This is a genomic window from Streptomyces sp. MNU76 (assembly GCF_020982545.1).
Taxonomy (GTDB): domain Bacteria; phylum Actinomycetota; class Actinomycetes; order Streptomycetales; family Streptomycetaceae; genus Streptomyces.
On sequence record NZ_JAJKLK010000001.1, the window covers coordinates 632,453 to 646,531 of the forward strand.

Consider the following 14,079-nt stretch of genomic DNA (forward strand, 5'->3'; position numbering starts at 1 on the left):
TGCGGGTGGGCGGGGCTTCTCGCGCCCACGCGGCGGAGCCGCATATCGACACAGGCCCGCAGGGCCTGTGTCTTCAGGGGCGCGGGGAACCGCGCGGCCCGCCCCCACGCACCCGCACCCGACGAACAACCGTCCGTCCCCGATTCGGCTCCCCCCGGAGGGCATGGCACCATGCCGTCATGTCCTCCGCACTGACCGATCTCGTCCCGCTCCCGATCGTGCAGGCCCCGATGGCGGGCGGTGTGTCCGTGCCGCGGTTGGCCGCCGCCGTGTCCGAGGCCGGCGGGCTGGGGTTCCTCGCCGCCGGGTACAAGACGGCCGACGGGATGTACCAGGAGATCAAGGCGCTCCGGGCGCTCACCTCCCGCCCCTTCGGCGTGAACCTCTTCTTGCCGCAGCCGGAGTACGCCGAGCCCGCCGCCGTCGAGGTCTACGCGGAGCAGCTCGCCGGTGAGGCCACCTGGTACGACGCCGAGCTGGGCGACCCGGACAGCGGACGCGACGACGGCTACGAGGCCAAGCTCGCCGTGCTGCTGGACAACCCCGTGCCGGTGGTGTCGTTCCACTTCGGCTGCCCGACCCCCGAGGTCATGGAGTCCCTCGCCCGCAAGGGCACGCTCACCCTGGTCACCGCGACCTCGGCGGAGGAAGCCCAGGCCGTGGAGCGGTCCGGGGCCCACGCCGTGATCGTGCAGGGCGTCGAGGCGGGTGGCCACCAGGGCACCCACCGCGACGACCCCGAGCGGGACTGCGCCGGCATCGGCCTGCTCTCCCTGGTCGCCCAGGTCCGCGAGGCCGTGGCGCTGCCGATGGTCGCGGCCGGCGGCATCATGCGTGGCAGTCAGATCGCCGCCCTCCTCACGGTGGGCGTGAGCGCGGCCCAGCTCGGCACGGCCTTCCTCGCGACCGCCGAGTCCGGCGCGCACGCCGTGCACAAGCGGGCCCTGACCGACCCCCTCTTCGTCCGCACCGAGCTGACCCGGGCCTTCTCCGGCCGTCCGGCCCGGGGCCTGGTCAACCGCTTCCTGCGCGAGCACGGCCCGTACGCTCCCGCCGCCTACCCGGAGGTCCACCACCTGACCTCGCCGCTGCGCAAGGCCGCCGCCAAGGCCGGGGACGCGCAGGGCATGGCGCTCTGGGCCGGGCAGGGGCACCGGATGGCACGGGAACTGCCGGCCGGGGAACTGGTCGAGGTGCTGGCCGCCGAGATCGCCGCCGCGCAGGCGGCGCAGGCTTCCGCCCAGGTCGGGAGCGAGGGACGATGACCGCACCGGTGTTCGTGGTCGACTCGCTGTACCTGCCGGGCGGCAGTGGCGGCGAGCTCGTCCTGGACGGCCCCGAGGGGCGGCACGCCGTCTCCGTGAAGCGGCTGCGGGCCGGTGAGGACGTCGTCCTCACGGACGGGCGCGGACGCTGGGCGGAGGGGATCGTCAAGGCCGCCGAGGGCAAGGACCGGCTCGTGGTCATGGACCTGGAGACCGTGCACGAGGAGCCCCCGGCACAGCCGCGGATCACCGTCGTCCAGGCGCTGCCCAAGGGCGACCGGGGCGAACTGGCCGTCGAGACCATGACCGAGGTCGGGATCGACGCGATCGTGCCCTGGGCGGCCTCCCGCTGCATCACCCAGTGGAGGGGCGACCGGGGGCTGAAGGCCCTCGCCAAGTGGCGGGCCACCGCCCGGGAGGCGGGCAAGCAGTCCCGCCGGACACGGTTCCCCGAGGTCGCGGACGCGGCCACGGGCAAGCAGGTCGCGGAGCTGCTGGCGAAGGCCGACTTCGCCGCGGTCCTGCACGAGAGCGGCGACGAGACACTGGCCACGGCCGAGCTGCCGGCGGCCGGGGAGATCGTGCTCGTCGTGGGGCCCGAGGGGGGCGTGTCGCCGGAGGAGCTGGCGCTCTTCGGCGAGGCGGGCGCGGGGGCGTACCGACTCGGGCCCAGTGTGCTGCGCACGTCGACCGCCGGGACGGCGGCCGGGGCGTTGCTGCTGGGCCGAACCGGACGCTGGTCCTGACCGCCACCCGGTCCCGACCGGTGTCCCCCAACCCTCTGGGAGCATCGTGGAACTCGCCCAAGTAAGACTGCTCGTCACCGACTTCGCCGTGTGCTACCGCTTCTACGCCGATGTGCTCGGGCTGAAGCCACAGTCCGGTGCGGTCGACGGGCCGTACGAGAAGTTCAGCCCGGCCGTCGGGTCCGCGGGGATCGCCCTGCAGGACCGGGCGATGATGGCCGAGGTGCTCGGGGAACTGGCCGACGAGGCGAACGGCCACCGGTCGCTGGTCGTCCTACGGGTCGACGACCTCGACGCCTACTGCGAACGGATCACCTCGTTCGGCGTACGGCTCCTGCCCGGTCCCGCACGTATGACCGACCGTATGCGGGTGGCCCATCTCAAGGACCCCGAGGGGAACTTGGTCGAGCTGCAGGAATGGCTGCTGATGAGCGGCTGACACCCCTCGCCCGCGTCCCCCGGTCCCGGCGGCTTGTCCGCATGCGGTCTTCCCCACCGCCGCGGGCGGTGGCAGGCTGCCGGACATGCGGGCATGGAGGCGTGTCAGGGCGTACCGGTCGGGCGGGCGTCGGCTCCTGCTGGGAGCCGGGCTCGGTGTCTGCGCGGTCGTGGGTCTGGTGGCCTGCGAGGGCGGCGGGCTCAACACCGGCGCGGTCGCGTTCACCACGGACCAGCTCGCCACCGAGGAGCTGGAGCGGGAGGGCCTCGACGTCCGGTGGCTCACCTGCACGGCGTCCTACGACAGCGACGGCAAGGACGGCAAGGGCGGCGGGAAGACCGCGTCGCCGTCCTCCTCGGTCGCCACCGTCGCGAAGGTCGACTGCACCGGCGAGGACAAGGAAGGCCGGGAGATCACCGTCACCGGGAAGGTGACCAAAGAGGTCAACGGCAGGTGCGTGCGCGGCGATCTGACCGCGAAGGTCGGCGGCAAGGAGTGGTTCCACGTGGAGGGGCTCGGCAACTGCGACGCCCCGGAGTCCGACCAGCCCGGCCGGCCCGGTCAGCCGGGACCGACCGTGACGGTCACCGTCACCCAGACCATCTGGTGCCAGAAGGACCCGGCGTGCGTGCCCGAGGGCAAGTGAGGCCCGGCCCGGAGCGGACCGACCTGCCCGTCGGCAACTCGGGCCCGGTGCGAGGGACATGATCCAAACCCCTCCCCATCGGACCGAACGCTGCTTAAAGTGACTGGGTGACTCAGCTCGCGTATTTCCGGTATCCGCACCTGCACGGCGACCTGGTCGCCTTCACCGCCGAGGACGACGTGTGGGTCGCGCCTCTGGACGGCGGCCGTGCCTGGCGGGTCAGCGCGGACAACGTACCCGTCAACCATCCGCGGATCTCTCCGGACGGCACCACCGTCGCGTGGACCTCCACCCGGGACGGCGCGCCCGAGGTGCACATCGCGCCCGTCGACGGAGGATCCGCCAAGCGCCTGACGTACTGGGGGAGTTGGCGCACCCAGGTGCGCGGCTGGACATCCGACGGTCGGGTCCTCGCGCTCAGCACCCACGGTCAGGCCAGCCTCCGGCGGAGCTGGGCGCGTGCCGTGCCGCTCGACGGCGGACCGGCCGCCACCCTCCCCTACGGGCCCGTCGGCGATGTCGCCCACGGGCCCGCCACCGTGCTGCTGTCCGCGCCGATGGGCCGCGAGGCCGCCTGGTGGAAGCGGTACCGGGGCGGCACCGCGGGCAAGCTGTGGATCGACCGGTCCGAAGACGGCGGTGACGGCGGTGACGGCGCCGGGGCGGCCGGGGAGTTCGTACGCCTGCACACCGAGCTGGACGGCAACCTCGAATACCCGATGTGGGTCGGGGACCGGATCGCGTTCCTCTCCGACCACGAGGGCGTCGGAGCGCTCTACTCCTCCCTCGCCGACGGCTCCGACCTGCGCCGCCACACCCCCGTCGACGGGTTCTACGCCCGGCACGCGGCCACCGACGGCACCCGCGTCGTGTACGCGTCCGCCGGTGAACTGTGGCTGCTGGACGACCTGGACGGCGCCGAGCCGCGCAGGCTCGACATCCGGCTGGGCGGGCAGCGCGTCGACCTCCAGCCGTTCCCGGTGAACGCCTCCCGCTGGTTCGGCTCCGCCTCGCCCGACCACACCGCCCGCGGCAGCGCCGTCTCCGTGCGCGGCTCGATCCACTGGATCACCCACCGCTCCGGCCCCGCCCGCGCGCTCGCCGCCGAGGACGGCGTACGGGCCCGGCTGCCCCGCACCTTCCGTGTGGAGGGCGAGGAATGGGTGGTGTGGGTGACGGACGCGGAGGGCGACGACGCCCTGGAGTTCGCCCCGTCGACCGGCGTCGGCCCCGGCGCCACCCCGCGCAGGCTCGCCGCCGGACAGCTGGGCCGCGTCCTCGGGCTCGCCGTGGCCCCCGACGGCAGCCGGGTCGCCGTCTCCGCGGACGACGGCCGGGTGCTGCTCGTCGAACGGGAGACCGGCGAGGTACGCGAGGTCGACCGCAGTGAGGACGGCGAGGTGACCGGGCTCGTCTTCTCACCCGACTCGGCATGGCTGGCCTGGTCGCACCCGGGCCCGCGCCCGCTGCGCCAGCTCAAGCTCGCCAACACCGCCGACCTGTCCGTCACCGAGGCGACCCCGCTGCGCTTCCAGGACTTCTCGCCGACGTTCACGCTCGACGGCAAGCACCTCGCCTTCCTCTCCGCGCGCGCCTTCGACCCGGTCTACGACGAGCACGTCTTCGACCTGCACTTCGTCAGCGGCGCCCGCCCGCACCTCATCACGCTCGCGGCGACCACCCCGTCCCCCTTCGGACCGCAGCGCCACGGCCGGCCGTTCGAGGCGCCCGACAAGGACGAGACACCGGACAGCGAGGGCGCCCCGGCCACCCGGATCGACCTCGAAGGGCTCGCCGACCGGATCGTCCCCTTCCCGGTCGAGGCCGCCCGCTACTCCACGCTGCGCGCCGCCAAGGACGGCGTGTTGTGGCTGCGCCACCCCGTCACCGGTGTCCTCGGCCATCTGCGGGCCACCCCCGACGACCCGGACCCGAAGACCTCCCTGGAGCGGTACGACCTCGCCCAGCGGCGCCTGGAGTACCTGGCGTCCGACGCCGAGCACTTCGCCGTCAGCGGCGACGGCAAGCGGGCCCTGCTGTGGACCGACGGCAAGCTCAAGGTCGTCCCGAGCGACCGGCGCGCCTCGGGCGACGACGACAGCGACAGCAACATCACGGTCGACCTCTCCCGGGTCCGGCGGACCGTCGACCCGGCCGCCGAGTGGCGCCAGATGTTCGACGAGACCGGTCGGCTGATGCGGGACAACTTCTGGCGGCCCGACCTGGGCGGCGTCGACTGGCCCGGCGTCCTCGACCGGTACCGCCCCGTGCTGGAACGGGTGGCCACCCACGACGACCTGGTGGACCTGCTCTGGGAAGTACAGGGCGAGTTGGGCACCTCCCACGCGTACGTCACCCCGCGTGGCCGGGGCGGCTCCGGCGACCGGCGCCAGGGGCTGCTCGGGGCGGACATCTCCCGGCACGAGGACGGGCCCCAGGGGGCGCCGCTGTGGCGCATCGACCGGGTGCTGCCGTCGGAGACCTCCGACCCGGACGCGCACTCGCCGCTCGCCGCGCCCGGCGTCGCCGTACGGGCCGGGGACGCGATCATCGCGGTCGGCGGGCAGCCGGTCGACCCGCTGACCGGGCCCGGGCCGCTGCTCGTCGGCACGGCGGGCAAGGCGGTCGAGCTGACCGTGCTGCCGGCCGGGGGCGGCGACCTCCGGCATCCCGTGGTGGTGCCGATCTCCGACGAGGAGCCGTTGCGGTACCACGCGTGGGTCGCGGACCGACGGGCCTACGTCCACGAGAAGTCCGGCGGCCGCCTCGGGTATCTGCACGTCCCCGACATGGTCGGCTCCGGCTGGGCCCAGCTCCACCGCGACCTGCGGATCGAGGTCGCGCGGGAGGGGCTGGTCGTGGACGTCCGGGAGAACCGGGGCGGGCACACCTCCCAGCTCGTGGTGGAGAAGCTGGCCCGGCGGATCGTCGGCTGGGACCTGCCACGCGGGATGCGGGCGAGCAGCTATCCCGACGACGCGCCCCGGGGGCCCGTCGTCGCCGTCGCCAACGAGTTCTCCGGGTCGGACGGGGACATCGTCAACGCGGCGATCAAGGCGCTCGGGATCGGGCCGGTGGTCGGTACGCGGACGTGGGGCGGGGTCGTCGGGATCGACAGTCGGTACCGGCTGGTCGACGGGACGTTGGTGACGCAGCCGAAGTACGCGTTCTGGTTGGAGGGGTACGGGTGGGGGGTCGAGAACCACGGGGTCGATCCTGACGTCGAGGTCGTGCAGGCTCCTCAGGACTACGCGGCCGGGCGTGACCCCCAGCTCGACGAGGCGATCCGGATCGCGCTGGAGGGGCTGGAGTCGACGCCGGCCAAGACGCCGCCCGCGCTGCCGGAGTCGTGACCGGCCGTCAAGACTCGGGGCTCCGCCCCGGACCCCGTTCGCGCAGTTCCCCGCGCCCCCTTTCAGGGGCGCGGGGAACTGCGCGAGAAGCCCCACCAGGCCTGCGGACGACTGACAAGCGAGCGGGGTCGAAGGGGCGCAGCCCCTGGGGACGGGAACGGGTAAGGGCGGCGGGGGCGGAATTCGCTCGATAGCATGCCCGGGTAGAAGAAGATCACCGGTGGCTGGGAGGCAACGTATGGCTGGGGAGCCGCAGGACGACTGTCTGTTCTGCAAGATCATCGCGGGCCACGTCCCCGCGACGATCGTGAGGGAGACGGACACGACGGTCGCGTTCAGGGACATCAACCCCCAGGCACCGACCCACGTCCTGGTCATCCCGAAGGCGCACTACACGGACGCCTCGACACTCGCCGCCGCCGACCCCGGCCTCGCCGCGGACGTCCTCCGCGAGACACAGGCCGTCGCGGACGAGGACAAGCTGGAGAGCTACCGCATCGTCTTCAACACCGGCCCAGGCGCCGGCCAGACCGTCTTCCACGCGCACGCCCACGTCGTCGGCGGTCGCGGCCTGCAGTGGCCCCCCGGGTGACGAGCCGTGTCCGTACGTGAACTGGTGGTCCTCGGCACCGCCAGCCAGGTCCCGACCCGGCACCGCAACCACAACGGCTATCTGCTCCGCTGGGACGCCGAGGGGCTTCTCTTCGACCCCGGCGAGGGCACCCAGCGGCAGATGCTGCGCGCCGGGGTCGCCGCCCACGACCTCAACCGCATCTGCGTCACCCACTTCCACGGCGACCACTCGCTGGGGCTGGCCGGGGTGATCCAGCGGATCAACCTCGACCGGGTCCCGCACGACATCACCGCCCACTACCCGCGCTCCGGGCAGCGGTTCTTCGACCGGCTGCGGTACGCCACCGCGTACCGCGAGACGGTCCAGCTGATCGAGGCGCCGGTCGAGGGCGAGGGCGGAGCGCTGGCCGTCACCCCCGGCTACACCCTCGACGCGCACAGGCTCTCGCACCCCGTCGAGTCCTACGGGTACCGCCTCGTCGAACCCGACGGACGCCGGATGCTGCCCGAGCGGCTCGCCGCGCACGGCATCAAGGGACCGGACATCGGACGGATCCAGCGCGAGGGCGCGATCGGCGGCGTCCGCCTGGAGGACGTCAGCGAACTGCGGCGCGGACAGCGGTTCGCGTTCGTCATGGACACCCGGTTGTGCGACGGTGTCTACTCCCTCGCCGACGCGGCCGACATGCTCGTCATCGAGTCCACCTTCCTCAACGAGGACATCGAACTCGCCGTCGACCACGGTCATCTGACGGCAGGTCAGGCCGCCTCCGTCGCCCGCGACTGCGGGGTACGGCATCTCGTCCTCACCCACTTCAGTCAGCGCTACACCGAACCCGAGGAGTTCGAGCGGCAGGCGCGGGCCGCCGGGTTCGAGGGAGAGCTGACGGTGGCGCACGACCTGCTGCGGGTGGCGCTTCCGAAACGGCGCTAGAGCGGCCGTACGATGCTTCGATGTCCCTCCCCAAAGCTGAACTGCACCTGCACATCGAAGGCACCCTGGAGCCGGAGCTGGCCTTCGCACTGGCCGCCCGGAACGGCGTCGCGCTGCCGTACGCGGACACGGAAGCGCTCCGCAAGGCCTACGAGTTCGAGGACCTCCAGTCCTTCCTGAACCTGTACTACGAGCTGATGGCGGTCCTGCGCACCGAGCAGGACTTCGCCGACCTCGCCGACGCCTATCTCGCCCGCGCCGCCGCCCAGGGCGTGCGCCACGCCGAGATCTTCTTCGACCCGCAGGCCCACATCGCGCGGGGCGTCGGAATGGGGACGGTCGTCGAGGGGCTGTGGCGGGCGCTGGGCAGGAGCGAGCAGACGCACGGCATCTCCACCCAGCTGATCATGTGTTTCCTGCGGGACGAGTCCGCCGAGTCGGCCCTCTCCACCCTGGAGGCCGCGAAGCCGTACGTTGACCGGATCGTCGGGATCGGGCTGGACTCCGCCGAGGTCGGGCACCCGCCGGTCAACTTCCGTGAGGTGTACGAGGCGGCCGCCGCGCTCGGGCTGCGGCGCGTCGCGCACGCGGGGGAGGAGGGCCCGCCGGAGTACATCACCGAGGCCCTCGACATCCTCGGGGTCGAGCGCGTCGACCACGGGCTGCGCTGCATGGAGGACCCGGCCCTCGTCGAACGGCTGGTGCGCGAGCGGATCCCGCTGACGCTCTGCCCGCTCTCCAACGTCCGGCTGCGCACCGTCGACACCCTCGCCGACCATCCGCTGCCCGCCATGCTCGACGCCGGCCTGCTCTGCACGGTCAACTCCGACGACCCCGCCTACTTCGGCGGGTACGCCGGCGACAACTTCGACGCCGTACGCCGGACGCTCGGCCTGAGCGAGGACCGGCTGCGGGAGCTGGCCCGCAACTCCTTCACGGCGTCCTTCCTGGAGCACGACGAGGAGCGACGGGCCCGATATCTCGCCGAGGTGGACGCGTACGACTTCGGATGAGCCGGGAGCGCGCTTCGCCCCTGCTTTTCAGGGGCGCGGGGAACTGCGCGAGAAGCCCACCGGAGCCCCACCCGCCGACGAACCCGCACTCCCGAGCTATCAGGCGCCCCGCCTCAAGCCAACCGCCTCAAGCCGACCGGCGGAAGCCGATCGTCGGGACCGCCCGCCGCAGCGGCCACGGGCTGACCTGGTCCTTCGGCAGGAACTCCTCCAGGAACGCGTACCGCCGCAGCGCCGCAGGCTCCTGGCGGTCCACCGACTGCACCCGCCGCCACCACGCCGCGATCTCCGACCACCCGGGCGCGGACAGCGACCCGCCGAACTCCTGCACCGACAGCGCCGCCGTCAGCCCCGCGAAGGCCAGCCGGTCCGCCAGCGGCCAGCCCGCCAGCGTGCCGGTGACGAACCCGGCGACGAAGACGTCGCCCGCACCCGTGGGGTCCAACGCCTCCACCGCGATGGCCGGCACCTCCGCCGTCTCACCGGTCCGCCCGTCCACGGCGTACGCGCCCTTCGCACCCAGCGTCACCACGGCCACCGGGACATGCTCGGTGAGGGCGCGGGCGGCCGCCCGGGGGCACTCGGCGCCGGTGTACCGCATCGCTTCGGCCGCGTTGGGCAGGAACGCCTCGCAGTGGGCCAGATCGGCCAGCCCCGCCAGGTCCCACGCGCCGGTCTCGTCCCAGCCGACGTCCGCGAAGATCCGGGTGCCCTTGCTCGCGGCCTGCGCGATCCAGGGGGCGCGTACGCCGGGCGTGAGGGAGGCGACGGCGGCACGCGCGTGGGGCGGGCACTCCGGCGCGGACTCCTCCGGGGGCGCTTCGTGGCCGTGGGAGACCATCGTGCGCTCGCCCTCGTACGCCATGGAGACCGTGACCGGGGAGTGCCAGCCGAGGACCGTGCGGGAGTGGGAGAGGTCGATGCCCTCGCCCTGTTCCAGGGCGTCCCAGCAGTACTCGCCGTAGTGGTCGTCGCCGAAGGCCGCCGCGAGGGAGGTCTTCAGGCCGAGCCGGGCCAGGGCCGTGGCCATGTTCGCCACGCCGCCGGGGCTGGACCCCATGCCGCGTGCCCAGGACTCCGTCCCGCGCACCGGGGCGGAGCCCAGGCCGGTGAAGATGATGTCGAGGAAGACGGTGCCGGTCAGATAGACGTCCCAGGGCGGGTCATTCGGTGTGCGCAGGGCCCTCAGCGGATCTACCTGGGGCCGGTGCGGTCGCTCTCCCTTGAACGCGGTCACGATGTGCTCCCTGGCGTGGTGCGGATCCAGCCAGTCTGCACCACGCCGCTCCGCTCGGGGTGCGGGTCGGGGTGGGGGCTCGGGTGTGTTGTCGGGTGCCGGTCCGGTGGGCTTCTCGCGCAGTTCCCCGCGCCCCTGAAAAGCACGGGGCGCGGGGAACTGCGCGACCAGCCCCCACGCACCCGCACCCGACGACTACCAGCGAGGCATCCGCGGCGTCACCCAGCCGGGGTCGGCCGCGCGCATCGCCGCCGCGTCGTCCCGCTCCCGCAGGGAACCGTCGTCCGACAGCCACCGCTGGTGCAGGAACTCCAGCCTGTCCCGGTCCAGTTCGACCCCGAGGCCCGGCGCGTCCGACACCCGTATCGCCCCGTTCTCGAAGGTGAGCCGCGAGGTGAGGACGTCCTCGGTCTGCCAGGGGTAGTGGGAGTCGCAGGCGTGGTGGAGGCCGGGCACCGTGGCCGCCACGTGCGTCATCGCGGCGAGGCTGATCCCCAGGTGGGTGTTGGAGTGCATGGACACCCCGACCCCGAACGTCCGGCAGATCGCGGCCAGTTCACGCGTGTTGCGCAGCCCGCCCCAGTAGTGGTGGTCGGAGAGGACGACCTGCACGGCCCCCTTCGTGAACGCCTCCTCGATCTCCGCGAAGGTCGTCACGCACATGTTGGTGGCCAGCGGTACGGACGTCCGTGACGCCACCTCGGCCATCGCGGGCGTCCCGAGCGCCGGGTCCTCCAGGTATTCGAGCACGTCCCCGAGCGCGTCCGCGACCTTCAGCGAGGTCTCCACGGACCAGGCGCCGTTCGGGTCCAGCCGCAGCGGATGCCCGGGGAACGCCTCGGCCAGCGTGCGGATCGCCGCGATCTCCTCGTCCGGCGGGAAGACACCCCCCTTGAGCTTGAACGACGTGAACCCGTACCGCTCCTTGAACCGCCGGGCCTGCTCCACGACCCCGGCCGGGTCCACGGCAGCCTCCCAGTCGTCCCGCTCGCCCACGACGCCCTCGGGGTGATCGGCCCACTTGTAGAAGAGGTACGCGCTGTACTCCACGGTGTCCCGCACCTTCTCGCCGAGCAGCGCGTGCACGGGCAGTCCCAGCGCCTTGCCGAGCGCGTCGAGACAGGCGACCTCGAATGCGGACACGACCGACAGCCGCAGCTTGTCGGCGGTCTGGACACCGCGCAGCCCGCCCACGTCGACCTTCCCGGAGACCCGTGGCCCGTCGACGTCCACCTCGTCGGCGAGCACGAACAGCCCGTTCAGATCGCTGACCCGGCGGCCCACCAGCTTCGCCGCGAACGGCCTGGCCAGCTCCAGGTACTTGGTGTCGCCGTACGTCTCGCCCACCCCCGTCGTCCCGTCGGCGGTCACCACCTCCACGATCAGCCGGGGCGTGTACGGCTGGTGCACCCCCTGCGTGTTCAGCAGCGGTGGGTCGGCGACCAGAGTCGGGGTCAGCCGGACCTCGGCGACGGTCAGGTCACGGGTCGCGCTCACGGGGCGGCTCCCTGTCTTCCCATGTAGACGTCATCCCTATATGGAGATAAAGGTTAGATAGGTGAACTTCTAGGGTCAATGACGCCGCGCAAGCGGCCCCGAGCTCCCCCGGTAAAAGCCCTACGGCACTGTCACCGCCGCGTCGTACTCTGGAAAAGGGCAACACGAGCCCCACGGCCAAGAGGAGGAACCGCGGCCTACAGAGCCGGCCCATGACTCAGACACGCACAGCTCACACCCCCGCGCAGGGCAAGGCGAGAGCGCAGTTCACCGTCCCCGCGGCGCACCCCATGGTGACCGTGCTGGGTTCCGGCGACTCCCTCCTGCGCGTGATCGAGAAGGCCTTCCCGGCGGTCGACATCCATGTCCGGGGCAATGAGATCAGCGCGGTCGGCGACGCCCCCGAAGTCGCTCTCGTCCAGCGCCTGTTCGACGAGATGATGCTGGTGCTCCGCACCGGACAGCCGATGACGGAGGACGCGGTGGAACGCTCGATCGCCATGCTGAGGGCGAGCGAGAACGGGAAGAGCGAAGGCCAGGAGACCCCGGCCGAGGTACTCACACAGAACATCCTGTCCTCGCGTGGCCGCACGATCCGCCCCAAGACGCTCAACCAGAAGCGGTACGTCGACGCCATCGACAAGCACACGATCGTCTTCGGCATCGGCCCGGCAGGCACCGGCAAGACCTATCTCGCCATGGCCAAGGCCGTCCAGGCCCTGCAGTCCAAGCAGGTCAACCGCATCATCCTGACCCGTCCGGCGGTCGAGGCCGGAGAGCGCCTGGGCTTCCTGCCCGGCACCCTCTACGAGAAGATCGACCCCTATCTGCGCCCGCTCTACGACGCGCTGCACGACATGCTGGACCCCGACTCCATCCCGAGGCTGATGGCCGCCGGGACGATCGAGGTCGCGCCCCTGGCGTATATGCGGGGCCGGTCACAGCCGCTCTTCACCAATGTGCTGACGCCAGAAGGTTGGCGCCCCATCGGCGATCTCCAGGTCGGTGACCTGGTCATCGGCTCCAACGGCGAGCCGACACCGGTTCTCGGCGTCTACCCGCAGGGCGAGCGGGACATCTACCGCGTCACAGCCCAGGACGGTTCCTGGACGCTGTGCTGTGGCGAGCACCTGTGGACGGTCCGGACGGCTTCAGACAGGCGACGGAACAAACCGTGGCGTGTCCTGGAGACCCAGGAGATGATCGGCAACCTGCGTGCGGCCCATGCGCGCCGGTACGAGCTGCCGCTCCTCACGGCGCCGGTCTGCTTCCCGGAGCGCCAGGTCCCCATGGATCCGTACGCCCTGGGGCTGCTCCTGGGCGACGGCTGCCTCACGGGTTCCACCACACCGTCCTTCGCCACGGAGGACCCGGAACTAGCGGAAGCACTGGTGGCCGTCCTGCCCGGCGTCACCGCCCGGCACAGAGGTGGGCCTGACTACGTCCTCAACCGAGTCAAGTCACCCGGCGACGTGGTCACCTTGGAGAACCCGGTGACTCGGGTCCTACGTGAGCTGGATCTGCTGCGCACTCGCTCACACAGCAAGTTCGTCCCGGACGACTACCTGCGCAATTCGGCCGAGGTGCGCCTGGCTGTCCTGCAGGGTCTGCTCGACTCCGACGGTGGTCCGGTCACGCAGAAGGATCGCACCTGCCGAATCCAGTACACGACGACGTCGATCCTGTTGCGGGACGACGTGATTTCGCTCGTGCAGTCACTGGGCGGAGTCGCGTACACCCGCCGACGGGTGGCCGAGGGGCGCAGGCCCGGCCTGGCGAAGGGTCGGGAGGTCGGCCACCGATACGACGCCCACATCGTCGACATCCGCCTCCCCGAAGGCATCGAACCCTTCCGTCTCGACCGCAAGCGCGACAAGTACCACGCGGCCGGAGGCGGCGGACGCCCGATGCGCTTCATCGACAGCATTGAGCCCGCGGGCAGGGAGGAGACCGTCTGCATCCAGGTGGCCGCCGAGGACTCCCTCTACGTCACCCAGGACTACCTGCTGACGCACAACACGCTCAACGACGCCTTCATCATCCTCGACGAGGCCCAGAACACCTCGCCCGAGCAGATGAAGATGTTCCTCACCCGCCTCGGCTTCGACTCGAAGATCGTGATCACGGGTGACGTGACCCAGGTCGACCTGCCGAACGGCACGAAGTCCGGTCTGCGCCAGGTGCAGGACATCCTGGAGGGCCTGGACGACGTGCACTTCTCCCGGCTGTCGTCGCAGGATGTCGTCCGGCACAAGCTCGTCGGCCGTATCGTCGACGCGTACGAGAAGTACGACAGCGAGCACGGCACCGAGAACGGCTCCCACAAGGGCGGCCGGGGCAGGCAGTCCGGGCCCAAGGGGAAGTAGACAGACACAG

At 71.8% G+C, this 14,079-nt stretch carries 11 protein-coding genes; 9 read left to right on the forward strand and 2 right to left on the reverse strand.

Annotation, left to right across the window (positions count from 1 at the left end; all coding sequences use genetic code 11):
• Positions 1–179 precede the first annotated feature (179 nt).
• From E4N62_RS02740 to E4N62_RS02775, 8 genes are all read left to right on the forward strand, one after another.
• The gene (locus E4N62_RS02740; RefSeq protein WP_230211754.1) at positions 180–1,265 is read left to right on the forward strand and encodes a nitronate monooxygenase; all 1,086 of its coding nucleotides are present in this window, start codon (positions 180–182) and stop codon (positions 1,263–1,265) included.
• Entirely contained in the window at positions 1,262–2,011 is a 750-nt protein-coding gene (locus E4N62_RS02745) for a 16S rRNA (uracil(1498)-N(3))-methyltransferase (protein ID WP_230211755.1), read from the forward strand. The genes E4N62_RS02740 and E4N62_RS02745 overlap by 4 nt, the downstream gene beginning before the upstream one ends.
• Before the next feature lie 46 nt (positions 2,012–2,057).
• Positions 2,058–2,450, forward strand: a complete 393-nt coding sequence (locus E4N62_RS02750) for a VOC family protein (protein ID WP_230211756.1) — start codon at positions 2,058–2,060, stop codon at positions 2,448–2,450.
• An 85-nt stretch (positions 2,451–2,535) separates the two neighbouring features.
• Complete coding sequence (locus E4N62_RS02755; protein WP_230211757.1) at positions 2,536–3,096, forward strand: hypothetical protein; 561 nt, start codon at positions 2,536–2,538, stop codon at positions 3,094–3,096.
• Between the two features lie 107 nt (positions 3,097–3,203).
• Positions 3,204–6,449: a S41 family peptidase gene (locus tag E4N62_RS02760; protein WP_230211758.1), complete on the forward strand. Its 3,246-nt coding sequence runs from the start codon at positions 3,204–3,206 to the stop codon at positions 6,447–6,449.
• A 238-nt stretch (positions 6,450–6,687) separates the two neighbouring features.
• Positions 6,688–7,041: a histidine triad nucleotide-binding protein gene (locus E4N62_RS02765; RefSeq protein ID WP_230211759.1), complete on the forward strand. Its 354-nt coding sequence runs from the start codon at positions 6,688–6,690 to the stop codon at positions 7,039–7,041.
• 6 nt (positions 7,042–7,047) lie between these two features.
• On the forward strand, positions 7,048–7,956 hold the full coding sequence (locus E4N62_RS02770) for a ribonuclease Z (RefSeq protein ID WP_230211760.1): 909 nt from the start codon (positions 7,048–7,050) through the stop codon (positions 7,954–7,956).
• 20 nt (positions 7,957–7,976) lie between these two features.
• A complete protein-coding gene (locus E4N62_RS02775; RefSeq protein ID WP_230211761.1) occupies positions 7,977–8,969 on the forward strand; it encodes an adenosine deaminase in 993 nt (330 codons plus the stop codon).
• A 127-nt stretch (positions 8,970–9,096) separates the two neighbouring features.
• Here E4N62_RS02775 and E4N62_RS02780 read toward each other — a convergent pair whose 3' ends face one another.
• Positions 9,097–10,206, reverse strand: coding sequence for a PfkB family carbohydrate kinase (locus tag E4N62_RS02780; protein ID WP_230211762.1), 1,110 nt, complete (start codon positions 10,204–10,206; stop codon positions 9,097–9,099).
• A 195-nt stretch (positions 10,207–10,401) separates the two neighbouring features.
• A complete protein-coding gene (locus E4N62_RS02785; protein WP_230211763.1) occupies positions 10,402–11,703 on the reverse strand; it encodes a glucarate dehydratase family protein in 1,302 nt (433 codons plus the stop codon).
• Between the two features lie 212 nt (positions 11,704–11,915).
• Between E4N62_RS02785 and E4N62_RS02790 the strand changes: the two genes are divergently transcribed.
• Positions 11,916–14,069, forward strand: coding sequence for a PhoH family protein (locus E4N62_RS02790; RefSeq protein WP_230211764.1), 2,154 nt, complete (start codon positions 11,916–11,918; stop codon positions 14,067–14,069).
• The last annotated feature ends 10 nt before the right edge of the window (positions 14,070–14,079 follow it).